At 71.9% G+C, this 24,183-nt stretch carries 25 protein-coding genes; 14 read left to right on the top strand and 11 right to left on the bottom strand.

Features of this window, described 5'->3' with window-relative positions; translation table 11 throughout:
• Nucleotides 1-3 precede the first annotated feature (3 nt).
• Together FHX82_RS30455 and FHX82_RS30450 are read right to left on the bottom strand one after the other, a co-directional pair.
• Nucleotides 4-777 (bottom strand): DUF4142 domain-containing protein, encoded by a 774-nt coding sequence (locus FHX82_RS30455; protein WP_183176924.1) that lies wholly within the window; start codon nt 775-777, stop codon nt 4-6.
• Nucleotides 761-1,297: a hypothetical protein gene (locus tag FHX82_RS30450; RefSeq protein WP_145936278.1), complete on the bottom strand. Its 537-nt coding sequence runs from the start codon at nt 1,295-1,297 to the stop codon at nt 761-763. The genes FHX82_RS30455 and FHX82_RS30450 overlap by 17 nt, the downstream gene beginning before the upstream one ends.
• 247 nt (nt 1,298-1,544) lie before the next feature.
• Between FHX82_RS30450 and FHX82_RS30445 the strand changes: the two genes are divergently transcribed.
• The 9 genes from FHX82_RS30445 to FHX82_RS30405 all read left to right on the top strand — a co-directional run bounded on the left by FHX82_RS30445 (nt 1,545) and on the right by FHX82_RS30405 (nt 9,583).
• A complete protein-coding gene (locus FHX82_RS30445; protein WP_145936277.1) occupies nt 1,545-2,093 on the top strand; it encodes a sigma-70 family RNA polymerase sigma factor in 549 nt (182 codons plus the stop codon).
• 6 nt (nt 2,094-2,099) lie between these two features.
• Entirely contained in the window at nt 2,100-2,798 is a 699-nt protein-coding gene (locus FHX82_RS30440) for a zf-HC2 domain-containing protein (RefSeq protein WP_145936276.1), read from the top strand.
• Nucleotides 2,799-2,978: 180 nt separating this feature from the next.
• On the top strand, nt 2,979-4,580 hold the full coding sequence (locus FHX82_RS30435; protein ID WP_145936275.1) for a DUF1996 domain-containing protein: 1,602 nt from the start codon (nt 2,979-2,981) through the stop codon (nt 4,578-4,580).
• A gap of 109 nt (nt 4,581-4,689) precedes the next feature.
• On the top strand, nt 4,690-5,625 hold the full coding sequence (locus tag FHX82_RS30430) for an SCO0930 family lipoprotein (RefSeq protein ID WP_183176923.1): 936 nt from the start codon (nt 4,690-4,692) through the stop codon (nt 5,623-5,625).
• Nucleotides 5,626-5,644: 19 nt separating this feature from the next.
• Nucleotides 5,645-6,199, top strand: a complete 555-nt coding sequence (locus FHX82_RS30425; RefSeq protein ID WP_145936273.1) for a sigma-70 family RNA polymerase sigma factor — start codon at nt 5,645-5,647, stop codon at nt 6,197-6,199.
• Nucleotides 6,196-6,873 carry a zf-HC2 domain-containing protein gene (locus FHX82_RS30420; protein ID WP_145936272.1) on the top strand — a complete coding sequence of 226 codons (678 nt, stop codon included), beginning with the start codon at nt 6,196-6,198 and terminating at the stop codon, nt 6,871-6,873. Before FHX82_RS30425 ends, FHX82_RS30420 begins: the two co-directional genes overlap by 4 nt.
• A 45-nt stretch (nt 6,874-6,918) precedes the next feature.
• Nucleotides 6,919-7,596, top strand: a complete 678-nt coding sequence (locus FHX82_RS30415; protein ID WP_183176922.1) for a response regulator transcription factor — start codon at nt 6,919-6,921, stop codon at nt 7,594-7,596.
• The gene (locus FHX82_RS30410) at nt 7,593-8,741 is read left to right on the top strand and encodes a sensor histidine kinase (protein WP_229880969.1); all 1,149 of its coding nucleotides are present in this window, start codon (nt 7,593-7,595) and stop codon (nt 8,739-8,741) included. Before FHX82_RS30415 ends, FHX82_RS30410 begins: the two co-directional genes overlap by 4 nt.
• A 26-nt stretch (nt 8,742-8,767) precedes the next feature.
• Nucleotides 8,768-9,583, top strand: a complete 816-nt coding sequence (locus tag FHX82_RS30405; protein ID WP_145936271.1) for an aldo/keto reductase — start codon at nt 8,768-8,770, stop codon at nt 9,581-9,583.
• A 144-nt stretch (nt 9,584-9,727) separates the two neighbouring features.
• Here the strand turns inward: FHX82_RS30405 and FHX82_RS30400 are convergent, their stop codons facing one another.
• The 5 genes from FHX82_RS30400 to FHX82_RS30380 all read right to left on the bottom strand — a co-directional run bounded on the left by FHX82_RS30400 (nt 9,728) and on the right by FHX82_RS30380 (nt 16,236).
• On the bottom strand, nt 9,728-11,836 hold the full coding sequence (locus FHX82_RS30400) for a 3-hydroxyacyl-CoA dehydrogenase NAD-binding domain-containing protein (RefSeq protein ID WP_145936270.1): 2,109 nt from the start codon (nt 11,834-11,836) through the stop codon (nt 9,728-9,730).
• Nucleotides 11,833-13,026 carry a thiolase family protein gene (locus tag FHX82_RS30395; RefSeq protein ID WP_145936311.1) on the bottom strand — a complete coding sequence of 398 codons (1,194 nt, stop codon included), beginning with the start codon at nt 13,024-13,026 and terminating at the stop codon, nt 11,833-11,835. Before FHX82_RS30395 ends, FHX82_RS30400 begins: the two co-directional genes overlap by 4 nt.
• A gap of 198 nt (nt 13,027-13,224) precedes the next feature.
• Complete coding sequence (locus FHX82_RS30390) at nt 13,225-14,463, bottom strand: ribonuclease D (protein WP_145936269.1); 1,239 nt, start codon at nt 14,461-14,463, stop codon at nt 13,225-13,227.
• A gap of 68 nt (nt 14,464-14,531) precedes the next feature.
• The gene (locus FHX82_RS30385) at nt 14,532-15,248 is read right to left on the bottom strand and encodes a response regulator (protein WP_091510303.1); all 717 of its coding nucleotides are present in this window, start codon (nt 15,246-15,248) and stop codon (nt 14,532-14,534) included.
• A 424-nt stretch (nt 15,249-15,672) separates the two neighbouring features.
• Entirely contained in the window at nt 15,673-16,236 is a 564-nt protein-coding gene (locus tag FHX82_RS30380; protein ID WP_183176921.1) for a DUF3000 domain-containing protein, read from the bottom strand.
• An 87-nt stretch (nt 16,237-16,323) separates the two neighbouring features.
• Between FHX82_RS30380 and hemE the strand changes: the two genes are divergently transcribed.
• The 4 genes from hemE to FHX82_RS30360 are packed head-to-tail and all read left to right on the top strand — an operon-like array spanning nt 16,324 to nt 20,766.
• Complete coding sequence (hemE, locus tag FHX82_RS30375) at nt 16,324-17,400, top strand: uroporphyrinogen decarboxylase (RefSeq protein ID WP_145936268.1); 1,077 nt, start codon at nt 16,324-16,326, stop codon at nt 17,398-17,400.
• On the top strand, nt 17,400-18,773 hold the full coding sequence (gene hemG, locus FHX82_RS30370) for a protoporphyrinogen oxidase (RefSeq protein ID WP_183176920.1): 1,374 nt from the start codon (nt 17,400-17,402) through the stop codon (nt 18,771-18,773). Before hemE ends, hemG begins: the two co-directional genes overlap by 1 nt.
• Before the next feature lie 4 nt (nt 18,774-18,777).
• The gene (gene hemQ, locus FHX82_RS30365) at nt 18,778-19,470 is read left to right on the top strand and encodes a hydrogen peroxide-dependent heme synthase (RefSeq protein ID WP_145936266.1); all 693 of its coding nucleotides are present in this window, start codon (nt 18,778-18,780) and stop codon (nt 19,468-19,470) included.
• A gap of 51 nt (nt 19,471-19,521) precedes the next feature.
• Nucleotides 19,522-20,766, top strand: coding sequence for a CoA transferase (locus tag FHX82_RS30360; protein WP_145936309.1), 1,245 nt, complete (start codon nt 19,522-19,524; stop codon nt 20,764-20,766).
• Nucleotides 20,767-20,806: 40 nt separating this feature from the next.
• Here FHX82_RS30360 and msrB read toward each other — a convergent pair whose 3' ends face one another.
• From msrB to FHX82_RS30340, 4 genes are read right to left on the bottom strand one after another with little or no spacing between them, the layout of a single operon-like run.
• Complete coding sequence (gene msrB / locus FHX82_RS30355) at nt 20,807-21,229, bottom strand: peptide-methionine (R)-S-oxide reductase MsrB (RefSeq protein WP_145936265.1); 423 nt, start codon at nt 21,227-21,229, stop codon at nt 20,807-20,809.
• Between the two features lie 10 nt (nt 21,230-21,239).
• The gene (locus FHX82_RS30350; RefSeq protein WP_145936264.1) at nt 21,240-21,533 is read right to left on the bottom strand and encodes a hypothetical protein; all 294 of its coding nucleotides are present in this window, start codon (nt 21,531-21,533) and stop codon (nt 21,240-21,242) included.
• An 18-nt stretch (nt 21,534-21,551) separates the two neighbouring features.
• The gene (locus FHX82_RS30345) at nt 21,552-23,111 is read right to left on the bottom strand and encodes a serine/threonine-protein kinase (RefSeq protein ID WP_145936263.1); all 1,560 of its coding nucleotides are present in this window, start codon (nt 23,109-23,111) and stop codon (nt 21,552-21,554) included.
• A 20-nt stretch (nt 23,112-23,131) separates the two neighbouring features.
• Nucleotides 23,132-23,860 (bottom strand): TVP38/TMEM64 family protein, encoded by a 729-nt coding sequence (locus FHX82_RS30340; RefSeq protein WP_145936262.1) that lies wholly within the window; start codon nt 23,858-23,860, stop codon nt 23,132-23,134.
• A gap of 31 nt (nt 23,861-23,891) precedes the next feature.
• On the opposite strand from FHX82_RS30340, the gene FHX82_RS30335 reads away from it, so the two are divergent.
• Nucleotides 23,892-24,182, top strand: coding sequence for a hypothetical protein (locus FHX82_RS30335; RefSeq protein WP_145936261.1), 291 nt, complete (start codon nt 23,892-23,894; stop codon nt 24,180-24,182).
• The last annotated feature ends 1 nt before the right edge of the window (nt 24,183 follow it).

Genomic DNA, 24,183 nt, shown 5'->3' with positions numbered 1-24,183 from the left:
TCCTCAGGCCGCCGGCTGTTTCGCACGCTCAGCAGAGCGGTTGGCTGCATGGTCGTCTCCTGATCGATGTCTTCTTCTCGCGGAGCTGCGGATGAACCACAGCAGGAGCAGCGTCGCTCCGCACACCAGCAGGCCGAGCACCACGCTGGTGAGGACGTCCATGGACCCGAGGTTCAGCGCCGTCGCCGCGGACGTCGAAGCCGTGGAGCCGAGTGCCGGTTGCGGCAGCGCGTCGTAGTCGACGAGCCCGGTGCTCTCCAGGAGCGTGATGTGCCGCAGCACCACCTGGTTCGCGGTCGCGGCGAACGCGCGGATCTCGTCGTTTCGGGTGCCCGCACGGACGCCGGCGATCACCGAGAAGATGACGCCGTGCGCGGCACGCAGCCGGTTGGCGAACACCCGCTCGAACTGCGACGACGACGTGGCGCCGCGCATTTCGGCGAGCCAGCTCTGCTGGTCGGCGGTCGGCTGGTCGGGCAGGGTCAGCCGGTACTTCGCGGCGAGGTCGCGCACCGCGACGTCGAGCCTGCCGTGGTCGACCATGAGCGTCTCGCCGACTTGGCGCACGTGCGGCGTTTCCGCGCGCACGCGGGCCATGTCGCCCGCGGGCATCTCCCACAGACCCGCCTGGCGCACCCGGTTCAGGAGGTCCTTCTCCGGATCGGTGAGCGTCACGGTCTGTGCCGAGGCGATCGCGGGTGCCGCCATCTGGCTCAGCACCAGTACGACCAGCAATACCAGCAGGCGGCGGAGTTTCCGGTCAGAGTCCGAACGCATCGGACCGCCCGGGATCGGCCGCAGTCTGGACTTTTCCGCCCTGCGGCGTGACGGGGAACCACACGCCACCCATGCCCTGGCCCGCGGTCTCGCCGGGCATCTGGTCCTTGGTGTAGCGGTAGAGCGGCCACCCGTTCAACGTCGCCTGGTCGGTGCCGTCGTCCCTGGTCAAGGTGCCGACCAGAGACTGGTCCAGACCTGTGATGTGCTGCGTGGCGCTGGCGGGGACCGGCTTCCACTGCTGCGCGCACGTGCCGGTGCACGTGGACTTCGAGGGGTTGGTGGTGTCGCGGTCGTAGCGGTAGACGACGTAGCCACCGCCGTCGACGACGACGGGACCGAGGTCGAACGCGCGCACGGCGGTGAGGGCGGGACCGGTGTCGGTGGTGCCCATGGTCGCCATGCCGTTCTGACCTGCGGCGGAGGAGTACGAGCTGGGCACGTCACAGCCCGTGGTGACCGCGAACACGGCCAGTCCGGCCGCGGCGAGCGGTATCGCCGATCGGGGTTTTCTGTGCATCACTGAGCGGAACTTCCTTCCCTGTCGGGGGCCAGGGCGTGCGCCGACGCAGGTGAAACACCTGCGTACGGGCGCGTTGGATCCACTATGGACGAATGAGTCCACAGTGGAGTGAAAGCGCTGTCGGGGGTCAGCGCTGCGGGGCCTTCGCCGGGGGATACGGCGGGTGGGCGGAAGCGGTTCAAAAGAACATGAACGAATTTTTTGGTACTGGACTACTGCCCGGTTCACCGTAAAGATGTCGCCCGTGGGACGCCACAGCCGATCTTTGAGAGCCGTCGTCGAGCCGGAGCCCGACCACGGCCCCGACGACCTTGCCGCCGCTCTGTACCAGGAGTTCGGACGGCCGCTGCTGGCGTTCGTCCTGACCCTGACCGCGGGCGACCGCCAGTGGGCCGAGGACGTCGTGCAGGAGACGCTGATCCGCGCCTGGCGCAACGCCGACAAGCTCGACCGCGAGCCGGAGATGCTGCGCGCGTGGCTGTACACCGTCGCGCGCCGCATCGTCATCGACGGCTGGCGCAGCAGGCAGGCGCGCCCGCAGGAGGTCGAGGAGGCGGACGCCGACACCATCGGCGTGCCCGACGAGTCGGACCGGACGCTCGCGGCGATGGTCGTCTACGACGCACTGCGCAGCCTCACCCCGGAACAGCGGGAAGCCGTGCTGCAGACGTACATCCGTGACCGAACCGTGAACGAGGTCGCGGCCGCCCTCGGCATTCCCCCCGGTACGGTCAAGTCCCGGATCTACCACGCGGTACGCGCGCTGCGGCGGGCCTTACGAGATCGGGGGTGACGCGCGGTGGGAGGGGTAGCGCACACCGACATCGCCGCCTACGTCCTCGGGGTCCTCGACGAAACCGAGAGCGCGGTCTTCGAGGCCCACCTGCTCGACTGCCCGCACTGCCAGCTCGACCTGCTGGAGTTCTCCGACCTGCCGGAAATCCTCGCCGAGGTCGCCAAGTACTGGCCTGATCCGCCGATCCCGCAGCCGCGCCCGCTGGGCGGGATGTTCGACGAGCTCGCCCGGCAGCGCCGGCGCCGCCGCCTCCTGACCCGGATCGCCACGGTGGCCGCGGTGCTGCTGATTCTCGCCGGCCCGCTCATCACCATCGCGCTGCTGCCCTCCGGCTCCGCTCCCACGGCGGCCCCGGCGCCCGTCGCGGCGAGCACGCCGGTGTCGAGCGCGCCGGGCACCGCCAGCATGTTCGCGGGCGGGGAGACCGGGAAGTCGTTGCAGGCGCAGGTGATCGTGCAGCCGACCGCGTGGGGTTCCAACGTCGACCTCGTGCTCGGTGGCGCCACCGGGCCGAAGACCTGTCTCCTGGTCGCCGTGCCGTGGGCCGGGGCCGAGCAGATCGTCTCCAGCTGGACCGTGCCGGGCGCGGGCGCACCCGACCCGCTGCGCATCTCGGGCGGCACCGGACTCGCCCCGGCGGAGATCGCCCGCTTCGAGATCCGCACTCCGGACGGCGAGCTGCTCGCCACCATCCCTCGCTGACCAGGGATTATCACGCCGGAATAACGGCCAGGTCGCGTTTTGAACTACCTGAGCCTCGCGTCCGTATACCTCTGTGACGGGCCTCGGGGGCCTTCTCCGTCACCAACCATTTCCACTGTTGCCCTGGGAGCTGCCCCTGCGCGCGCCCCGGGGTGAAGACCCGAACGAGGTGAGTTGTTCATGGCCCGCACCGAAGGCCGACATCGCGTCAGCCGCCGGACGAAGATCGCGACCGGAGTCGTCGGTCTCGCCCTCGCGGCGAGCGGCGTCGTCGTCGCGACCACGGCAGGCGAACCCGGCACCGCCAGTGCCGACGCGGTCGACAAGGCGTTCTTCGTCGACATCAACACCGTGGCGGCGAACGTCAAGACCCCCAAACCCCAGCGAGGCGCGTCCACCGGCACGTTCACGGTGAACTGCGGAAAGAACGAGAACGGGCACTTCAACCCCGACAACTTCATCGCGCAGCCCGGCATCCACAACGGAGCCCAGCACCTGCACGACTACGTCGGCAACCTCACCACCAACGCCGACTCGAACAACAAGAGCCTGCTGGCCGGTGGCACCACCTGCAAGAACGGCGACCAGTCCGCGTACTTCTGGCCGGTCGTGCGCATCGACACCGGGGACGAGGAGGAGACCACCGAGTCCCAGGCCGCGGCCGCCGACACGAGCGCGGAGGCCCAGAGCGACCAGGACGCGGAGGACGCGGCGACCCCGCGCACCGACTGCCCGGACGTGGCCAGCCAGCTCGACACCGTGCCCGACCAGGCGATGGCCACCGTCGACACCGAGCTGGGCAACCTCGACCAGCAGGCGGCCGCGGCCGACCAGCAGCTCGCGACTGCGCCGGACGAGGCCGCCGAGCAGCAGGTGCTCCAGCCGCTCAAGGCACAGCGCCAGGCCAGCATCGACAAGATCAAGCAGGCCACCGGGCAGCAGCTCGGCCAGGGCCAGGACCTCGCCACCTGCGGCGTGAAGGACGCCACCAGCGCCGGCATCGACAACGGCGACCAGAACAGCGACAACGCCGCCACCCTCGCCGCGGCGGACAACCAGCGCAAGCGCGGCTGGGGCGGCAAGCACGGTGGCGGCGGCAAGCCCACCACCACGACGACGACCGCGCCGACCTCGTCGAGCGCGGCGGCCAGCAGCAGTGCGGCGGCCACCAGCAGCAGTAGCGCGGCGGCCAGCAGCAGCGCGAGCGAGCTGCCCGGCCCCGAGGGCGACAACAACGAGGTCGCCGGCAACGACGGCGTGATCCAGCGCCCCGCCACGGTTTCGCTCACCTTCCGCGGCAGCCCGGTGACCAGGGTCAGGGCGATGCCGAGGTTCCTGCGCGTGCTCACCGGTGACGCCAAGGAGGACGCCAACGGCCCGACCAACGCGCGGGCAGCGTGGACGTGCACCGGCATGGAGGACCGGATCCTCGACAAGTACCCGGTCTGCCCCGAGGGCAGCAAGGTCGAGCGGATCCACGACTTCCCGAGCTGCTGGGACGGCAAGAACATCGACAGCGCCAACCATCGCACGCACATCGTGTTCCCCGACGCGAACGGGCGCTGCCAGAAGGGGTTCGTGGCGGTGCCGCAGCTGCGGGTCACGCTGACCTACGACATCCCGCACGACGTCCAGGTCGCCGGACAGTACAAAGTGGACTCCTTCCCCGAGGAGCACCACAACCCGCTGTCCGACCACGACGACTTCGCCAACGTGATGTCGCAGCGGATCATGTGGCGCGTCGTGAACTGCATCAACACCGGGCGCACCTGCAACGAGTGACACGGGGAAGTCCGGCGCGGTCCGGGAAACAGCCGGAAAACGGCTGAACCGGACCGCGCCGGGAACCGTGTGCTGAGTGGAAAACCCGCCCAGCTAAGGAGAATCACCCATGTCCGCGCGCCTCGTCCTCTCGGTCACGGCCGTCGCCGGCCTCGGCCTCCTCGGTGCCTGCAGCGCCACCACCGGCGCGAGCCCGGCCCCCACGCCCGCCCCGACCCCGGTCGCCGTGCAGCGCCAGGCGGTGGCGGTGCAGGCCAAGCTGGTCGCCGCCGACGTGGCCGGACTCGGGCAGGTGCTCACCGACCAGGACGGGCACACGCTCTACCGGTTCGAAAAGGACACGGCGAACCCGCCGGCGTCCACCTGCGAAGGGACCTGCGCCACCGCGTGGCCGCCGGTGCTGGCCACCGGCACGGTCGACGTCGAAGGCGTCGACCCGAAGCTCGTCGGCACGCTGACCCGCGGCGACGGCAGCACCCAGGTCACGGTCAACGGCTGGCCGGTCTACCGCTACGCCAAGGACACCGCGGCGGGCCAGGCGAACGGCCAGGACGTCGGCGACACCTGGCACGCGGTCACCCCGACCGGCGGCAAGGCCACCACGCAGGAACAGCAGACCGCGATCAACACCACGAACATCCCCGGGCTGGACACGGTGCTCACCGACCAGAACGGCAGAACGCTCTACCTCTACACCAAGGACAGCAAGAAACCGTCGAAGTCCACCTGCGACGGTGCGTGCGCGACCGCGTGGCCGCCACTGCTCGCACAAGGTGACGTGCAGGTCAACGGCGTCGACCCGAAGCTCGTCGGCAAGGTCACCCGCGGCGACGGCACCGTGCAGGTGACCATCGGCGGCTGGCCGGTCTACCGCTACGCCAAGGACACCGCGGCGGGGCAGGCGAACGGGCACGCCGTGAACGGCGTCTGGTTCGAGCTCGAGCAGAACGGCTGCAAGGTCGCCGACGGCAAGAAACCACTGACCACCACCGGCTCGCCCTCGAGTACCGCGCCCGCCGCGGACCCGGGCGGCTCGAGCTACTGAGACAACGAGGAGTGACCGGATGCCGGCTCTGTGGGCCCGCAAACGAGCGGCGGTCGCCGACGAGGCACTGATCCGATCGCTCTACGAGGAGCACGGGCGGGCGCTGCTCGCCTACGCGACCCGGCTGACGAACGACCGGGCCGCCGCCGAGGACGTCGTCCAGGAGACCCTGGTGCGCGCGTGGCGGCACCCCGACTCGCTCGTCAACGGCAAGGGTTCGGTGCGCGGCTGGCTGCTGACGGTGACCCGCAACATCATCACCGACCGCTACCGCGCCAAGTCCGCCCGGCCCGCCGAGGTGGCCGAAACCCCGGTCACCACGGCCGTACAGGCCGACCACGCCGACTCGGTCGTGAACTCCATGGTCGTGCTCGACGCTCTGGAGCGGTTGTCGCCGGAGCACCGGGACGTGCTGACCGAGATCTACTTCCGCGGCCGCAGCGTCGCCGAAGCGGCGGAGACCCTCGGGGTGCCGCCGGGAACGGTCAAATCCAGGTCTTACTACGCGCTCAGGGCGATGCGGCAGACTTTCGGCGGTAGCCGTCAGGTCGCGATACCGGAGGTCACCGGATGACGAGTCCGGAGCACGAGTCCCGTGCACTGGGCGCCTACGTGCTCGGCGCACTGGACGGGCAGGAGAGGCGTGCGATGGAGCAGCACCTGGCTTCGTGCCGGCGCTGCCAGGCGGAACTGGCGGAACTGCGGATGACCCGGGCCGCGCTGGACGGACTGCCGCCCGAGGCGGTGCTGGACGGCCCGCCCGACGGCGGGGACCTGCTGCTGCAGCGCGCGCTGCACCGGATCCGGCGGGAGAGCGGGGCGCAGGTGCGCCGGCGGCGGACGGTCGCGGGAGTCGCCGCGGTCGCGGTCGCCGTGGCGCTCGCGGGCGGCGGGGTCGCCGTCGGCCGCGTCACCGCGGGTTCCGCGCAGGCCGCGCCCGCGGGCACGAAGACGGCGTCGGCCACCGACACCGGGACGGGTGCGACGATGACGGTCTCCGTGCAGCCCGCCGCGGGGTGGGTCCGGCTCGACGCCTCCGTCGCCGGAATCCCGCGGGGGCAGAAGTGCCGCCTGTTCGTGGTCGGCCGCGACGGCACCCGCGAAGAGGCGGGCAGCTGGCTGGTGTCGGAGTCAGGGGAGCACGACGGCACGAAGCTGTCCGGCGCCGCGCTCGTCGCCCCCGCCGACGTGGCGAGCGTCGAGGTGGAGAACTTCGCGGGGCAGCGCTACGTCACGGTCGGCCTGTGAGGACCGCACAGACATCTCTCAGGTATCTGTGGCACGGTGGTTGACGTGCGAGTTCTGGTAGTCGAGGACGAAGAGCCGCTCGCGGACGCGATCGCCCGCGGGCTGCGCCGCGAGGGCATGGCCGTCGACGTCGCGCTCAACGGCGACGACGGGCACGAGAAGGCAAGCATCACCCGCTACGACGTGGTGCTGCTCGACCGCGACCTGCCCGGCATGTCCGGCGACGAGCTGTGCAAGGAGATCGTCGCCTCCGGCGAGCTGACCAGGGTCCTCATGCTCACCGCCAGCGGCACGGTGTCCGACCGGGTCGAGGGCCTGTCCCTCGGCGCCGACGACTACCTGGCCAAGCCGTTCGCCTTCCCCGAGCTGGTCGCGCGCGTGCGCGCGCTGGGCCGCCGGGCCACGCCCGCCGCGCCCCCGCTGCTCACGGCGGGTGACGTGGAGCTCGACCCGGCGCGCCGCACCGTGCGCCGCTCGGGCGGCCCGGTCGAGCTGACCCGCAAGGAGTTCGGCGTGCTCGAGGTGCTGATGGCGGCCAAGGGTGCCGTGGTCAGCAGCGAGGAGCTGCTGGAGCGGGTGTGGGACGAGAACGCCGACCCGTTCACCACCACCGTGCGCGTGACGGTGATGACCCTGCGCAAGAAGCTGGGGGAGCCTGGCATCATCGAGACCGTGGTGGGATCGGGATACCGGGTGCCGGACGCCGGTTCGACGAAGGGGTGAGCCCGCGCGGCGCCCTGCCGCCGGTGAACAGCCTGCGGGCGCGCATCACGCTGCTCGCGACGGGGCTGGCCGCCGGCGTGAGCCTTGTGCTGCTCTGGCTCGCGTGGACGCTGGTCGGCGACGCCGTCGCGGCCGTGCCCGAGCTGCCGCCGGGCACCGCGGTGCGGGTCGACGGCGTGGACGTGGACGCGTCGGCGCTGGCCGCGCACATGCGTGACCACGCGCGCGACAAGGTGCTGTTGTTCGGTTCCATCGCGTTCCTGTGCGTCGTCGCGGCCACCGCGATCCTCGCCTGGACCTTCACCTCGCGCGTGCTGCGGCCGCTGCGGGAGATCACCGGCACCGCGCAGCGGCTGTCCATCGAGTCCCTCGGCGAGCGCATCGGCGAGGTCGACTCGAAGGGCGAGCTGGCCGAGCTGGCGCACACGTTCGACGCGATGCTCGACCGGCTGCAGGCGGCGTTCGAGGCGCAGCGGCACTTCGTCGCCAACGCCAGCCACGAGCTGCGCACCCCGCTGTCGGTCATCCGCACCGAGCTGGACGTCACGTTGTCCGACCCGGACGCGGACACCGCCGAGCTGCGCCGCATGGCCAACGTCGTGCGCGACGCCACCGAGCGGGCCGGGCAGCTGGTCAACTCCCTGCTGCTGCTGGCGAGGACCGACGGCGCGGGGCTCGCGGTCGACGAGCCGACGGACCTGGTGACGCTGGTGTCCAGCGCGTGGCGCGCGGTGCGCGGCGAGGCCGACCAGCGGGGCATCCAGGCGAAGTTCGCGACCGCGCCCGCGCCGGTGCACGGCGATCCGGCGCTGCTGGAACGGATCGCGGGCAACCTGCTGGAGAACGCGGTGCGGCACAACGTCGAACACGGCTGGCTGGAGGTCACCACCGAGGCGGGGGAGCGCTGGTCCACGCTGCGCGTGCGGTCCTCGGGCGGCCTGGTGGACCGGGCCACGGTGGCCGAGCTGTTCGAACCCTTCCGCCGGGCGGGGGTCGCGCGCACGGCGCGCACGGGCGCGGGGCTCGGGTTGTCGATCGTGCGGGCGGCGGTCGAAGCACACGGCGGCCGCGTCTCGGCGGAACCCGTGGTGGGCGGCGGTCTGTCGGTCACGGTGCGGCTGCCCTCGGGCGACGCCCGGCCCTGACCGCCGCGCGGAGTTATCGTGCAGGCATGGTTCCTGCCAAGCGGTTGAACAACGGCGTCGAGATGCCCAGCCTCGGTTTCGGGGTGTACAAGATCCCGGACGACGAGGTCGAACAGGTGGTGCGCACCGCGATCGAGGCCGGATACCGCAGCATCGACACCGCGACCCTGTACCGCAACGAGCGGGGTGTCGGGGCCGCCGTGCGGTCGTGCGGGCTGCCGCGCGAGGAGCTGTTCGTCACCACCAAGCTGTGGAACACCGAGCACGGCTACGACCGGGCGCTGAAGGCGTTCGAGGGAAGCCTGGCGCAGCTGGGCCTGGACTACGTGGACCTGTACCTCATCCACTGGCCGCAGCCGAGCCGGGACCTGTACGTCGAGACGTGGCGCGCGCTGGAGAAGATCCTGGCGGACGGCCGCGCCCGCGCGATCGGCGTGTCGAACTTCCAGGTCCCGCACCTGCAACGGCTGCTCGACGAGACGGACGTGGTGCCGGCGGTCGACCAGGTCGAGCTGCACCCGGCGCTGCAGCAGCCGGAGCTGCGCAAGTTCGACGCCGACCACGGGATCGTGACGGAGGCGTGGAGCCCGCTCGCCCGGGGCGGGCTGCTGTCGCACCAGGTGATCACCACGATCGCCCGGAAGCACGGCAAGACCCCGGCGCAGGTCGTGCTGCGGTGGCACATCGAGATGGACCTGGTGGCGATCCCGAAGTCCGCGACACCGGAGCGCATCCGGGAGAACATCGACATCTTCGACTTCGAGCTGGACGCCCAGGACGTGGCCGCACTGGCCACCCTGGAGTCCGGCGACCGCCAGGGCCCCCACCCGGACGAGGGATAGCGCGCTGGCGCCGCGAGCGTGAGGAGGACGACGAGATCTTCGGCCCCGACTACCCGGAAGACCCGTGGGAGCGCCGCCGCTGAGCAGCGAAAAGGCCACCCCCGCAACCAACCGTGGGGGTGGCCTTCCGCTGTCGCCCGGGGACTACGCCGGGACCGACGCCACGCCCGGCGCCAGGAACGGCTTGCCGTTCACCTTCGTCGAGATGCCCGTGCGGTCCAGGTACGGCGTGATGCCGCCGAGCCAGAACGGCCAGCCCGCGCCGAGGATCAGGCACAGGTCGATGTCCTGCGCCTCCGCGACCACGCCCTCGTCGAGCATGATGCGGATCTCCTCGGCGATCGCCGACAGCGCGCGCTCGCGCACCTCCTCCTCGGTGGACGGCTTGTCACCCTGCTGCCAGAGCGCCGAAACCTCCGGGTCCACGGTCTGCTGCCCCGTCGAATCCCACTGCCACACCGCGGTCTTGCCGGAGTCGACGAACCGCTTGAGGTTCTCGCTCACGCCGAACCGGTCGGGGAACGCCGCGTGCAGCGTCTCGCCCACGTGCAGCGCGATCGCCGGGCCCACGAGCTGCGTCAGCACCAGCGGCGACATCGGCAGGCCCAGCGGGTCGAGCGCGTGGTCGGCCACGTCGAACGGCGTGCCCTCGTCGATCGCCGTCAGCACCTCGCCGAGGAAGCGCAGCAGCAGCCGGTTCACGACGAACGCCGGCGCGTCCTTCACCAGCACACTGGACTTCTTCAGCTGCTTGCCCAGCGCGAACGCCGTCGCCAGCGACGCGTCGTCCGTCCGCTTGCCGCGCACGATCTCCAGCAGCGGCAGCACGGCCACCGGGTTGAAGAAGTGGAAACCGACGACCCGTTCCGGGTGCGCCAGCTTCGACGCCATCTCGCTGACCGACAGCGAGGACGTGTTGGTGGCCAGGATGGCTTCGGGCGAGACGTACTGCTCCAGCTCGCCGAACACCTGCTGCTTGACGCCCATCTCCTCGAACACGGCCTCGATCACGAAGTCCGCGTCCGCGAACGCCGCCTTGTCCAGCGAGCCGGACACCAGCGCCTTCAGTCGGTTCGCCTCGTCCGGAGAAACCCGCTTCTTGCCGAGGAGTTTGTCGATCTCACCGTGCACATAGGACACACCCTTGTCGATGCGCGCCTGGTCCACGTCGGTGAGCACCACCGGCACCTTGAGCCGCCGCACGAACAGCAGCGCCAGCTGCGACGCCATCAGGCCCGCGCCGACCACGCCGACCTTGCCCACCTTGCGCGCCAGCGACTTGTCCGGCGCACCGGCCGGCCGCTTCGCGCGCTTGTTGACGAGGTTGAACGAGTACAGCCCCGCGCGGAGCGTGTCGCTCATCAGCAGCTCGGCGAGCCCGTCGGTCTCGGCCGCGTAACCCGCGCCGAGGTCGTTGTTCTTCGCCAGTGCCAGCAGTTCCACGGCCTTCGTCGCACCAGGGGACGCGCCGTGCGTCTTTCCGTCCACAATGGACCGAGCACGCGCGATCGCGTTGTCCCACGCCTCGCCGCGGTCGATCTCGCGCCGCTGCACGGTGATCTCGCCGTTGACGACCTTCGCCAGCCACAGCAGCGACTGCTCCAGGTAGTCCGCCGAACCCAGGACCTCGTCCACGATGCCCAGCTCCGCCGCCTTCGCGACGTTCAGCATCTTGTTCTGGTTCAAGGCGTTCTCGATGATCACCGTGACCGCGGCGTCCGCGCCGATGAGGTTCGGCAGCAGCTGCGTGCCGCCCCAGCCCGGGAACAGGCCGAGGAACACCTCGGGGAACGCGATGGCGGCGGTGTTCTCCGACAGCGTGCGGTAGTGGCACGACAGGGCCAGCTCCAGCCCGCCGCCCATCACCGCGCCGTTGACGAACGCGAAGGTCGGGATCTTCGAGTCGGTCAGGCGGCGGAACACGGTGTGCCCGGTCTCGGCGATCTCACGCGCCAGCGACGGGTCGGAGATCGCCTCGACGCCGGACAGGTCCGCGCCGACGGCGAAGATGAACGGCTTGCCGGTGACGGCGATCGCGGCGGGCTCGGCGGCGAACGCCTCGTCCAGCGCCGCGTTGAGGCTCACCAGGCCCTGCGGCCCGAACGTCGACGGCCGGGTGTGGTCGTGGCCGTTGTCGAGGGTGACCAGCGCGACCGGCTTGTCCAGCCCAGGTACGCGCACCAGGCGCGTGACGGCCTTCGTCACCACCTCGTCCGGGAAGGCGGCCTGTGCCTGCTCAACCGTGAAGGTCACTTGTCGCTCCCGTCGTAGTTCGGGTTCTCCCACAGCACGGAACCACCCATGCCGATGCCGATGCACATCGTGGTGAGGCCGTAGCGGACCTCGGGGTGTTCGGCGAACTGGCGCGACAGCTGCGTCATCAGCCGCACGCCGGAGGACGCCAGCGGGTGCCCGCAGGCGATCGCGCCGCCCCACGGGTTCACGCGCTCGCTCGTGGCGTCGAGGCCGAAGTGGTCGAGGAAGGCGAGCACCTGCACGGCGAACGCCTCGTTGATCTCGAACAGCCCGATGTCCTCGATGGACAGTCCGGTGCGCGCGAGCAGCTTCTCGGTGGCGGGCACCGGGCCGATGCCCATCACCTCGGGCTCGACGCCCGCGAAGGAGTAGCCGACCAGCCGCATGCCGACGGGCAGGCCCAGCTCGCGGGCGGTGTCCTCGTCGGCGAGAATCGCGCCGGTCGCGCCGTCGTTGAGGCCCGCGGCGTTGCCCGCGGTGACGCGGCCGTGCGGGCGGAACGGGGTCTTGAGCTTCGCCAGCTGCTCGACGGTGGTGCCGGGGCGCGGCGGCTCGTCCTCGGTGGCCAGGCCCCAGCCCAGCTCCGGGTTGCGGATCGCGACGGGCACCAGCTCGGGGCCGATCTTGCCCGCCTTGACCGCGTCGGCGTAGCGCTCCTGGCTCTGCGCGGCATACTCGTCGGTGCGCTGCTTGGTGATCGCCGGGAAGCGGTCGTGCACGTTCTCGGCCGTCTGGCCCATGACCAGCGCGGTCGGGTCGACCAGCTTGTCGGCGACGATGCGCGGGTTCGGGTCGACGCCCTCGCCCATCGGGTGGCGGCCCATGTGCTCGACGCCACCCGCGATCGCGATGTCGTAGGCGCCGAAGCCGATGCCACCCGCGACGGAGGTCACCGCGGTCATCGCGCCGGCGCACATGCGGTCGATCGCGAAGCCGGGGACGGACTTGGGCAGGCCGGCCAGCAGCGCCGCGGTGCGGCCGATGGTCAGGCCCTGGTCACCGGTCTGGGTGGTGGCGGCGATGGCGACGTCGTCGACGCGCTCGGGCGGCAGCTCGGGGTGCCGGCGCAGCAGCTCGCGGATGACCTTGACCACGAGGTCGTCGGCCCGGGTGTTGGCGTAGATGCCCTTGTCGCCCGCCTTGCCGAACGGGGTGCGGACCCCGTCGACGAAGGCCACGGTGCGCACCGCCCGCGCAGACGGCGCCAGGGGTGTTGCGGCCACGGTTGCTCCTCACGGAAAAAGGAAGATGTACTCCCGCACCATAGCCCTTGTTACCCGTGGGTAACCAGTGGCGTGGCCCGGTCGAGTGGGTCACGCCACTTCCACGCCGCCGCGCACGCTCGAAGCGACTGTTTCCGGAGCGGAAGCCGCCCCCGGCAGCGGCTACTTCCCCGCCGTCTTCTGCAACGCCTCCGACAGCTTCCCGGCGGTCAGCTCGATCTGCCAGGGCCGCGCCCCACCGGCGCGCAACGCCTCGGCGACGCCCTCCGGCGAGCGGTCCGCGGGCGGGCGCCAGCAGGTGCGGCGCAGCAGGTCGGGCAGCAGGAGGTTCTCCACCGGCAGCCCGTGGTGCTCCGCGATCGCGTTGAGCGCGGCGCGCGCCGCGGCGAGGCGGGCCGCCGCGTCCGGGTCCTTGTCGGCCCAGCGGTTGGCCGGGGGCGGCCCGTCGTTCGGCTGGGACGGGTTCGGCAGCTGCTCGCGCGGCAGGCCCCGCGCGGTCTGCAGGTGCCGGAACCAGTTCCCCGTGTACCGCCGCTGCACGCGGCCGCCGAACACGGGCAGCGCCTGCAGCTCGGCGACGTTCTTGGGCTCCGACAGCACCGCGTTGATGATCGCGCTGTCCGGCAGCACCCGGCTGGGCGCGCGGTCGCGCTTGCGGGCCAGCTCGTCGCGCGCCTCCCACAGGGCGCGGACCGCCGCGAGCCCTCGTGCGGTGCGGACCTTGTGGATGCCGGACGTGCGCCGCCACGGTTCGTGGCGCGGCGCGGGCGGGGCCGCCGTCCGGACAGCCTCGAACTCCTGCCGCGCCCACTCCAGCTTCCCCTGCGCGGCCAGCTCGGCTTCGAGCTTCTCCCGCAGTGGGACGAGCAGCTCGACGTCGAGGGCGGCGTAGTTCAGCCAGTCCACGGGCAGCGGCCGCTTCGACCAGTCCGCGGCGCTGTGCCCCTTCTCCAGCCGGTAGCCCAGCAGCTTCTCGACAAGCGTGCCGAGCGCGACCCGCTCGTGGCCCGCCAGGCGCCCGGCCAGCTCGGTGTCGAACAGGCTCGCCGGAGCCAGGCCCAGCTCGGCCAGGCACGGCAGGTCCTGCGAGGCGGCGTGCAGCACCCATTCCTCGCCGTTGATCGCCTGCCGCAGCGGTTCGAGCTCGCCGTCCAGCGCGATCGGGTCCACCAGCAGCGTGCCCGCGCCTTCCCGGCGCAGCTGCACCAGGTAGGCCTTGGGCCAGTACCGGTAGCCCGAAGCTCGTTCGGTGTCGACCGCGATCGCGCCGGTGCCCGCGGCGAGCTTTTCGCACGCCCTGGCCAGCTCGACCGGGTCGGAGATCACGGGTGGAGTTCCGTCCGCCGGCTCCTGCAACAGGATCGGTTCAGCGGTCTCCGGGTCGTGATCTGCGGTTTCCACAGCTTTCCACCCTACGGGACGGGCCGACCGCGCCTGGTGGACCCGTCCCGCAGAGCGTTCATCTGAGGTCAGCGGATGACGCCCGCGCGCATCGCCAGCGCCACCATCTGCGCCCGGTCACCGGTGCCGAGCTTGCGCCCGATCCGCGACAGGTGCGACTTGACGGTGAGCGCGGAGAGGCTGAGCTCCTCGCCGATCTCCTTGTTGGACTGACCGTCCGCCACGAGCTGGAGAACCTCCACCTCGCGCGCGGACAGTTCCCGCGGTGTGTTGTCCGTGCCGGGAACCCGCGTGCCGGTGGCCAGCACCGGAGCAACACTCGGGTCCGCGTACACGCCGCCCTCGAGCACCCGCCGGACGCCGTCCGTCACCACCATGGGTGACGCCGACTTCAGCAGGTACGCCTGGGCGCCCGCCTGGAACGCCGACCGCACGGCGTACGGGTCGTCCGAGGACGCCAGTACGACGATGCGCGGCCAGCCGTGGTTGCGGAGCTCCGTGACCAGCTCGATGCCCGAACCATCGGGCAGCCCGAGGTCGAGAATCGCCAGGTCACAGGGACCTGTCGCGCTCGCACGCGCTCTGGCCTCGGCTACCGTGGCAGCCTCGTGTACGGTGCCCGCTCCCATCTGAGCGAGTCGTGCGGCAATAGCCTCCCTCAGCAACGGGTGGTCATCGACCACCAGCACGGAAAACAGCTCTTCCCGCGGGTGCGGAACCATGCTCGCCGGCAAAGCACCGGCTGGCGTGGATCTGACGGCCTGAGATAAGCCGACGGCAGCCACGTCACTACCTCCCTGGAGTCGGTCGTGCCCCCCGACCGGCACCGGGACTTTCGGCCAATCAGCCGCGCCAGCCTTAGACCGAAAGTGGTGTCGTCGAAGGAGCACTCTAGCCGTCTCAAGGGCTGAGCGGGGGGATCGAACGGGTATCTATCCCGATCGAGTAGTTACTAAGTGGTGTCCTTGTAACACAAACGGGTTAATACACCGCCGGTTGCTAACGACTTGCGGAGCGAACACGATAGAGCACAGTTGGAGGCCGTCGGATGCGCGTGCATACGGACCGTGCATCTGCTCGGGCACCAAGTTACCCGGCTTCGACCCGTCCGGGGAGAGGGTTCATCAGAACGCAGTAAAGGGTCCCCTCACCGACGGCGAGGGCGTGCGACCACCCGGTAGAGCGACAACCGGCGGAAGTCGCCTCCGGCTAGGAGCTCTGGCGGTGGCCGAAGAGGGTGACCCCGACCGGGGGAAGGCCGGCGACGCTGGACATCAGCTGCAGGAACGCCTCACCGTGCGGTTCGAGGTTGCCGTCGGTGGGTGTCCACGACGCCCGCAGTTCGAGGTCGTCGGTGCGTGCGGGGCCGGAGATGTCGCCGAAGCGGGCCGACGACGTCTCGGTGACCGTACCGCCCAGCGCGGTCCACTCGGCACCCGAGTGCTCCAGCGCGTCGGTCAGCCACGACCAGCCCACGGCGGGCAGGAAGGGATCGGTGGCCAGCTCGCGATCCAGCTCCGCCCGCACGTACACGACGAGCCGCAGCACGCCGTGCCAGTTCTCCTGGCCGTCGGGGTCGTGCAGCAGCACCAGCCTGCCCGAGGCGGGCACGTCGGCGGGTCCGGTGGTCTCGCAGCTGAGCGCGTACGCCCACGGAGCCAGCCGCTGCGGAGCGCGCACGGGCTCGAGGGTCATCTCCGGCCGGGGCCGGACGGCCTGCAGCGCCGCGACGGCTTCACGGAAGAGCTCGGGCGCATGCGTCATCGCGGTCACTCAGCCGACTCTAGGACCGATCAAGGAGCCTGGGGCGTAGACGCGCCGAAGGAGGGCCCCGCCCGCCCGCGTGGCACCATGAACACGATGTCTACTTCTGCCCCCTCACGCCGGCGGGCCCAGCGCGATCTGTCCGGAGCGCCCCTGCTGGTCGCTGCCCGCGGCGGCCGTCCCTCGCGGGTGCCGGTGTGGTTCATGCGCCAGGCCGGCCGGTCGCTGCCCGAGTACCGCGCGCTGCGCGAGGGCGTGCCGATGCTCAAGTCGTGCTTCGACCCCGAGATGCTCGCGGAGATCACGCTGCAGCCCGTGCGCCGCCACGGGGTCGACGCGGCGATCCTGTACAGCGACATCGTCGTCCCGCTGTTCGCGGCGGGCGTCGGGATCGACATCGTGCCCGGCACCGGCCCTGTCCTCGCCTCGCCGGTGCGGACGGCGGACGACGTCAAGGCGCTGCCGGAGCTCGAACCGGAGCAGGTCGCGGCCGTCGCCGAGGGCGTGGGGCTGCTGGTCGAGCGGCTCGGGGGCACGCCGCTGATCGGGTTCGCCGGTGCGCCGTTCACGCTCGCGTCCTACCTCATCGAGGGCGGGCCGAGCCGCAACTACGAGCACACCAAGGCGCTCATGCGCTCGCACCCGCGGCTGTGGCACGAGCTGGCCGACCGGCTCGCGACCATGGCGCTGACGTTCCTGCGCGTCCAGCTGGACGCCGGGGCGGACGCGGTGCAGCTGTTCGACTCCTGGGCCGGTGCGCTGTCGCTGCGTGAGTACCGCGAGTTCGTGCTGCCGCACTCGGCGAAGGTGCTCGGCGGGCTGGCGGAGTACGACGTGCCGCGGATCCACTTCGGCGTCGGCACCGGCGAGTTGCTGACCGCGATGCGCGAGGCGGGCGCCGACGTGGTGGGCGTCGACTGGCGGATCCCGCTCGACGAGGCCGTGCGGCGGCTGACGGCGGACGGCTCGCCCGCGCCCGCCGTGCAGGGCAACCTCGACCCGGCGCTGCTGGGCGCTTCGTGGCCGGTGATCGAGGCCGAGGTGCGGCGCGTCGTCGCCGAGGGCCGCGCCGCGGCGGGGCACATCTTCAACCTGGGGCACGGCGTGCTGCCCGGGACCGACCCCGAGGTGCTGACCAGGGTGGTCGAGCTGGTGCACGCGCTGGAGCCGTGATGCACGTCGCGGTGATCGGCGGCGGGATCTCCGGCGCCACGGCGGCGTACCGGCTGCGCGGGCAACTCGGTGCCGCGGCGACGATCACGCTGTTCGAGTCCGGCGACCGCCTCGGCGGCAAGCTGCGGACGATCGAGCTGGCCGGGCAGCCGTACGACGTGGGCGCGGAGGCGTTCCTCGCGCGCCGCCCGGAGGCGCTCGCGCTCGCCAAGGAGACCGGGCTGGGGGATCGGCTGACCCATCCGACCGGGGCCCGCTCCACGATCCGCGCGGGCGGGCAGCAGGTCGGCATGCCGGGCGGCACCGTGATGGGTGTTCCGGGTTCGCCCGAAGCGGTGGCCGGAGTTCTCTCCGAGGACGGGCGCCGCCGGGTCGAGGCGGAGGCCGGGCTGCCGCCGGTCCGGCTCGACGGTGACGTGGCGCTGGGCGCCCTGCTGCGCGAACGCTTCGGTGACGAGCTCGTGGACCGGCTGGTGGATCCGCTGCTCGGCGGCGTGTACGCGGGTGGGGCGGACGGGCTCGGCCTGCGGGCGACAGTCCCGGCGCTGGCTTCCGCGATCGAGAAGGGCGCCCGGTCGCTCACCGAGGCCGCCGCCTCGCTGGTGCCTGCCTCGCCGAGCGCCGCGCCGGTGTTCGGCACGCTCGCCGGAGGGCTGGGCACCCTGGTGGAGCGGCTCGTCGAGCTGGCGAAGCCGGACGTCCGGCTCAACACGCTCGTCCGCGGGCTGCGGCGCACGCCCGCCGGTTTCCGGCTGGAGCTGGTCGACGAGGCCGTGGACGTCGACGCGGTGCTGCTCGCCGTGCCCGCGCCCGCCGCCCGGCGGCTGCTCGAAGACGTCGCGCCCGCGGCGTCGTCGGCGCTCGGCTCGGTCGAGGTCGCGTCGATGGCCGTGGTCGCGCTGGCGCTGCCGCCGGACGCGGCCGTGCCGGACGCCTCCGGGGTGCTCATCAGCGCCGGGGAACCGCTCGCGTCGAAGGCGTTCACGTTCTCCAGCCGCAAGTGGCCGCACTTCGGCGACAGCGCGTTGTTCGTGCGTGGTTCCGTGGGCCGGTTCGGCGAACCGGGCGCGCTGCGGGCGGACGACGAGGAGCTGGTCCGGCTCGTGCGGGCCGATCTCGCGGAGCTGACCGGCGTGACGGCCGAGCCGCTCGACACGTACGTCATGCGCTGGGGCGGCGGCCTGCCGCAGTACGGCGTCGGGCACCTCGACGTCGTGGCGCGCGTCGAACGGGAGGTGGCGCGGGTGCCGGGGCTCGCCGTCGCGGGTGCCGCCCTGCACGGCGTGGGCGTGCCCGCCTGCATCGCCACGGCCACGGCGGCCGCGAGCCGCATCACCTCGGGGCCGCTTCCCGGCGGGTCAGTGCCATCATGAAGAGATGGCGCGCCTGAACTACAACGAGCTCAACGACACCATCCGCTACACCGCTTGGTCCGTGTTCCGGGTCGAGCCGGGCAGGCTCCCCGAAGACCGGGGCGAGGCGGCCCGGGAGACCACGGAGTACCTGGACGCCCTGGAGGGCAAGGGCGTGGTCGTGCGCGGCGTGTACGACGTGTCGGCGCTGCGCGCGGACGCGGACTTCCTGATCTGGTGGCACGCCGAGGAGGCCGAACAGGTGCAGGCCGCCTACACCGGCTTCCGCCGCACGCCGCTCGGGCGGGTGTCGACGCCGGTGTGGAGCCAGTTCGCGCTGCACCGGCCCGCGGAGTTCAACAAGAGCCACGTCCCGGCGTTCCTGGCCGGTGAGGAGGCTCGCAAGTACGTCTGCGTGTACCCGTTCGTGCGCTCCTACGAGTGGTACCTGCTGCCCGACGAGGATCGGCGCAAGATGCTCGCCGACCACGGCAAGATGGCGCGTGACTACCCGGACGTGCGAGCGAACACCGTGGCGTCGTTCGCGCTCGGTGACTACGAGTGGATCCTCGCCTTCGAGGCCGACGAGCTGCACCGGATCGTGGACCTGATGCGCCACCTGCGGGGCAGCGAGGCGCGGCGGCACGTGCGTGAAGAGGTCCCGTTCTACACCGGCACCCGCGTGCCCCCGGCCGAGCTGATCGCCGCCCTGCCGTAGGTGGACGGGCTCTGGCGGGCCCTCACGGGCGAGGAGCCGCGGCCGGTCGCGATGACCGGCCCGGAGTCCGTCCTGCCGGGGCCGTTCCGGGTGACCGAGGCGGCCGCGCAGAGCGTCGCCGCGGCGACGCTCGCGGCGGCGGAGCTGGTGCGGCTCAAGGGGATCGATCCCGGTGAGGTGTCGGTCGACCGCCGGCACGCGGCGGCGGTGTTCCGCAGCGAGCGGTACGTCCGCGTCGACGGGGAGCCGCCGGCGGCGCTGTGGGAACCGCTTTCCGGCGACTACCGGGCCGCGGACGGCTGGGTTCGGCTGCACTGCAACTACCCGCATCACGCGGAGGCGGCGTGCCGTGCGCTCGGCACGCGGGACCTGGCCGCAGCGGTGGCGACGCGGACTGCTTGGGACGTGCAGGAAGCGGTGGTCGCGGCAGGCGGTGCGGCGGCGGCGATGCGCCGGCCGGACGAGTGGCTCGCGTCGCCGCAGGGGCAGGCGGTGGCGGCCGCTCCGTTGGTGGAGTGGGATTTTCTCGGCGCCGCACCGGTTCGTGAACTGTCCACATCGGACCGTCCGCTCGGCGGGGTGCGCGTGCTGGAGCTGACGCACGTGATCGCCGGGCCCGCGGCGGGCCGGGTGCTGGCCGCGCACGGCGCGGAGGTGCTGCACATCAGCGCGGCGCACCAGCCGGTGCTGCGGCCGCTCGTGGTCGACCTCGGGATGGGAAAGCGGTCGGCGCACGTCGATCTGCGCACGGCCGAGGGCCGCGACACGCTGTGGCGGCTGGTGTCCGAGGCGGACGTGTTCCTGCAGTCCTACCGGCCGGACGCGTTGGCGCGGCTGGGTTTCTCGGCGGAGCGGCTGGCGCGGGCGCGGCCGGGGATCGTGGTCGCGGAGCTGGACGCGTACGGCTGGCGGGGCCCGTGGGCGGGGCGGCGCGGTTTCGACAGCCTGGTGCAGATGGCGTCGGGTATCGCGGCCGGTGAGGAGCCACGACCGCTGCCCGCGCAGGCGCTGGACCACGGCACGGGCTGGCTCACCGCGGCGGCGATCATGACGGCGCTGCGCCGCGGGGCCACTGAGGGCGGGAGCCGGCGGGTGCGGTTGTCGCTGGCGCGCACCGGCCACTGGCTCGACTCGCTGGGCCGTGAGGAGGGTGCCGTGGACGAGCTGGACCCGTCGGACCTGCTGGTGGAGACGGACAGCCCGTGGGGGCGGATCACGCACGTCCTGATGCCGGGCGCCCCGCTGGGAATGGCGGGGTCGCGGCTGCCGGGGATGGACCGGCCGGACTGGAACTGAGGGTGCCGGGCCGCCGCGCGCACGGCGGCCCGGCCGGTACTCACTGTGCCGGGGTGAGGCGCAGTGCGATGGAGTTGATGCAGTACCGCTGGTCGGTCGGGGTGGGGTAGCCCTCGCCCTCGAACACATGGCCCAGGTGGCTGTGGCAGGACGCGCACAGCACCTCCAGGCGGACCATGCCCAGCGAACGGTCCTCGCGGATCAGAACGGCGTCGGAGTCGGCCGGGTCGAAGAACGACGGCCAGCCGCAGTGGCTCTCGAACTTCGTGTCGCTGCGGAACAGCTCCGCCCCGCAGGCACGGCACTCGTAGACACCCTCGGTCTTGGTGTCGGTGTACTCCCCGGTGAACGGGCGCTCGGTGGCGGCCTGGCGGAGCACGGCGAACTCCTCCGGGCTCAGCTCCTCCCGCCACTCCTGCTCCGACTTGACCACGCGAGGGGTGGTTCCGGTGACAGGCTTCATGATTCCCAGGTTACCCGGCCGAGAGCCACTGGATCGCCCGCACGATGATGTCCCACGAGGCCACGATCACACCCAGCACGATCAGCACCACGATCGTCGCGGCGACCCACCAGCGCAGGCCACCGGCCCGGCTCGACGACTCGGCGAAGTCCTCCACCCGGCTCAGCGAGGCTTCGATCGTGAACCCCGGCTCGCAGCGCTGCATCCGGTCCAGGTGCGCGGCGAACGCCTGCGCTTCGGGGTCCTCCGGGTCCAGCCCGACCAGGTCGTCCTCGAAACGCCTGTTCCGCTCGCTCTCGGCCATACCGTCAACGGTAGGCCATCACCCCAGCTGGGTGTTCGCGTCGATGCGCAGCCCGGCGGAGGTGTTCACCACCCGCCAGTGGATGCGGCTGCCGTTGACCGTCACGTACATCTCCACCGAGCCGTCGGCGTTGGTGCCGCCCTCGGCGCGGATCGCGCTGTACGACTGGATCTTGTGCTCGGCCCAGTAGGACTGGAAGCCCTGCAGCGAACCGAACACCGCCTGCGCGCCCGGCGTGAGCAGGTCCCACGCGCCCTCGGAGCCGATCTGGTCGAGGTAGCGGTCCACCAGGTCACCGGCCTGGCTGTAGTTCACCGAGCCGCTGTTGGAGCTCTGGCCCACCGGCGCGGCCTCGACCGAGCTGGACCGGCTCGCCGACGGCGCCGACGAGGCCGTGCCCGTGCCGGCGCCGACGCCCTGCGCGTTGGACGCGCCGCCGCCGGAGTCGCCCGAGTTGAGCACGAAGAACAGCACCACCCCGAGCACCACCATGGCCGCGGCGACGGAGCCGATGATGACGTTGCGGCGCTTCGTGGCCCCCTGCTGCGCGGAGCCGCTCTGCCCGGCGGGGCGCTCGGGCGGGATGAACGCGGCCGTCGGGTTGCGCGGGGAACGCTGCTGCGGCGGGGCCGCGACGGCGGCGTTGATGCGCTGCCACGGCGGCCGCTCGACGGGCGCGGGCGGGGGCGGGACTTCGGCCGCGGGCACCGCGGCCGGCTGTCTGCCCGCCGAGTACAGCGGCGGCGACACCCTGGTGCCCGCCTTGGCGTCCGGCTCGCCCGCCGCGAGCGCGGCCAGCCTGTCACGCGCCTCGGCCATGCTCGGCCGCTCCTCCGGCTCGACACGCAGGAGGCTCATCAGCAGCGCGGTCGCCTTGCCGGACTGGCGCGGCGGGATCACCTGCCCGTTCGCCGCCGTGTACAGCAGCGCGAGCTGGTTGGTGCTGTTGCCGTACGGCGGCTGGCCCTCCAGCGCGTGGTACAGGGTGGCGCCGAGGGAGAAGACGTCGGACGCGGGCGACGGGTCGGAACCACGCGCCAGCTCCGGCGCGAGGTACGCCGGGGTGCCGCCGATGAGGCCCGTCTGCGTCAGCGTGAGGTCGCCGGCCGCGCGGGAGATCCCGAAGTCGGTGATCTTCGCGGTGCCGTGCTCGTCGATGAGGATGTTGGCGGGCTTGATGTCCCGGTGCACGATGCCCGCGCGGTGGGCCGCCACGATCGCCGACGCGACCTGCTGGCCGACCTTCGCGACCTGCGCGAGCGGCAGGGTGCCCTGCTCGGCGATCACGGCGGACAGGCTCTTGGACGGCAGGTACTCCATGACGAGGCACGGATCGCCGTCCTGCTCGGCGACGTCGAACACGACGATGGCGTTGGGGTGCTGGAACCGCGCGGCGTTCTTGGCCTCGCGCATGGCGCGCTGGCGCATGCTGCTGCGCTCGGCTTCGGACATCCCCGGCTGCGCGAGGATCTGCTTCACCGCCACCGCGCGTTCGAGGCGCTCGTCCACCGCGCGCCACACGACGCCCATGGCGCCGCTGCCGACGTGCTCGACGAGGCGATAGTGCCCTGCGATCAGCTGACCGGTCTCGATGGCGGCTACTCCTCGGAAACTGCCTGCATTTCATGGTGAGATCGAGCGCGCACACCCTCCCCGCGCACCGCGTCGAGTGTAGCGGGCTGTTTTGTGCGGCTTCCGTAAGCTGCCCCGCGAACGACCTTGATCATTCCGAGGGCTCCCACCAGCGCGAATCCGAGGTAGCACGCGAGCAGCGCCGGCGGGGTGCCGCCGGTGAGCGCGTCGCCGAGCACGACGACCGCGACCGTGCCCGGCAGGCTGCCGAGCACCGTGCCCACGAGGTACGGCAGCGGGCGCACCGAGAGGATGCCGCAGCAGTAGCCCAGCGGGGCGAACGGCACGACGGGGATCAGGCGCAGCGACGTGATCGCGAGGACCCCGCCGTCGGCCAGCCGTTCGTCGACCGTGCGCACCGCTTTCCGCTGCAGGTGCCGGGAAACGAGGTCCCGGCCCAGCACGCGGGCCAGCCCGAAGCCGAGCAGGCCGGAGATCGCGGTGGCGGTGAGCGCGACGGCGATCCCGGCGACCGGGCCGAGCAGCAGCCCGGCGGCGAGGTTGAAGACGGTGCGCGGGATCGGGGCGACGGTGAGCAGCGAGTACGCGGCGAGGAAGAGCAGCGCGGTGGCCCAGCCGGCGCCCGCCGCCCAGTCGCGCAGCTGCGCCGGGCTGGGCACGGGCAGCACGAAGGCCGCGGCGACGAGCCCGGCGAGCACGACACCCGCGACGATCAGCTTGGTCCGGCGGGACATGGCCTCCACGGTATTGCACGCGGGAAAACGGATGGCGCACCCCACCTCGCTCGTGCTCGGCTGGTGGCTGCCGAGCCGCCCCCTGCAGGAAGACCGCGCGGACTGGGCAGTGGTGCAGCGGGCGAGCGGGACGTACCTCGGCGAGGTCGTGCTGAGCGACGTCGACCCGGACAACGAGTCGGCCTCGTTCCGGATCGCGCTCGGCCGGTGGCTGGCGAGCCGCCCCTGCGGCGGGGTTGCACCGCGTGTCGCTGGAGGTGCTCGAAAGCGCCACGACGCGGTCCTGATGTCCGCCCTCTCGGGGCGATCACGGCTACGGTGAG

It is taken from the genome of Amycolatopsis bartoniae (assembly GCF_014191255.1).
Taxonomy (GTDB): domain Bacteria; phylum Actinomycetota; class Actinomycetes; order Mycobacteriales; family Pseudonocardiaceae; genus Amycolatopsis_E; species Amycolatopsis_E bartoniae.
This window is presented reverse-complemented; position numbering and strand designations above follow the sequence as displayed.

Bases quoted from the DNA above. Each gene is read 5' to 3' on its own strand.
- FHX82_RS30430 (WP_183176923.1), top strand. From the start codon at position 4,690: ATGTCCGCGCGCCTCGTCCTCTCGGTCACGGCCGTCGCCGGCCTCGGC.
- hemG (WP_183176920.1), top strand. From the start codon at position 17,400: ATGCACGTCGCGGTGATCGGCGGCGGGATCTCCGGCGCCACGGCGGCG.
- FHX82_RS30435 (WP_145936275.1), top strand. From the start codon at position 2,979: ATGGCCCGCACCGAAGGCCGACATCGCGTCAGCCGCCGGACGAAGATC.
- FHX82_RS30405 (WP_145936271.1), top strand. From the start codon at position 8,768: ATGGTTCCTGCCAAGCGGTTGAACAACGGCGTCGAGATGCCCAGCCTC.
- FHX82_RS30420 (WP_145936272.1), top strand. From the start codon at position 6,196: ATGACGAGTCCGGAGCACGAGTCCCGTGCACTGGGCGCCTACGTGCTC.
- FHX82_RS30425 (WP_145936273.1), top strand. From the start codon at position 5,645: ATGCCGGCTCTGTGGGCCCGCAAACGAGCGGCGGTCGCCGACGAGGCA.
- msrB (WP_145936265.1), bottom strand. From the start codon at position 21,229: ATGAAGCCTGTCACCGGAACCACCCCTCGCGTGGTCAAGTCGGAGCAG.
- hemE (WP_145936268.1), top strand. From the start codon at position 16,324: ATGTCTACTTCTGCCCCCTCACGCCGGCGGGCCCAGCGCGATCTGTCC.
- FHX82_RS30350 (WP_145936264.1), bottom strand. From the start codon at position 21,533: ATGGCCGAGAGCGAGCGGAACAGGCGTTTCGAGGACGACCTGGTCGGG.
- FHX82_RS30360 (WP_145936309.1), top strand. From the start codon at position 19,522: ATGACCGGCCCGGAGTCCGTCCTGCCGGGGCCGTTCCGGGTGACCGAG.
- FHX82_RS30455 (WP_183176924.1), bottom strand. From the start codon at position 777: ATGCGTTCGGACTCTGACCGGAAACTCCGCCGCCTGCTGGTATTGCTG.
- FHX82_RS30340 (WP_145936262.1), bottom strand. From the start codon at position 23,860: ATGTCCCGCCGGACCAAGCTGATCGTCGCGGGTGTCGTGCTCGCCGGG.
- hemQ (WP_145936266.1), top strand. From the start codon at position 18,778: ATGGCGCGCCTGAACTACAACGAGCTCAACGACACCATCCGCTACACC.
- FHX82_RS30450 (WP_145936278.1), bottom strand. From the start codon at position 1,297: ATGCACAGAAAACCCCGATCGGCGATACCGCTCGCCGCGGCCGGACTG.
- FHX82_RS30335 (WP_145936261.1), top strand. From the start codon at position 23,892: ATGGCGCACCCCACCTCGCTCGTGCTCGGCTGGTGGCTGCCGAGCCGC.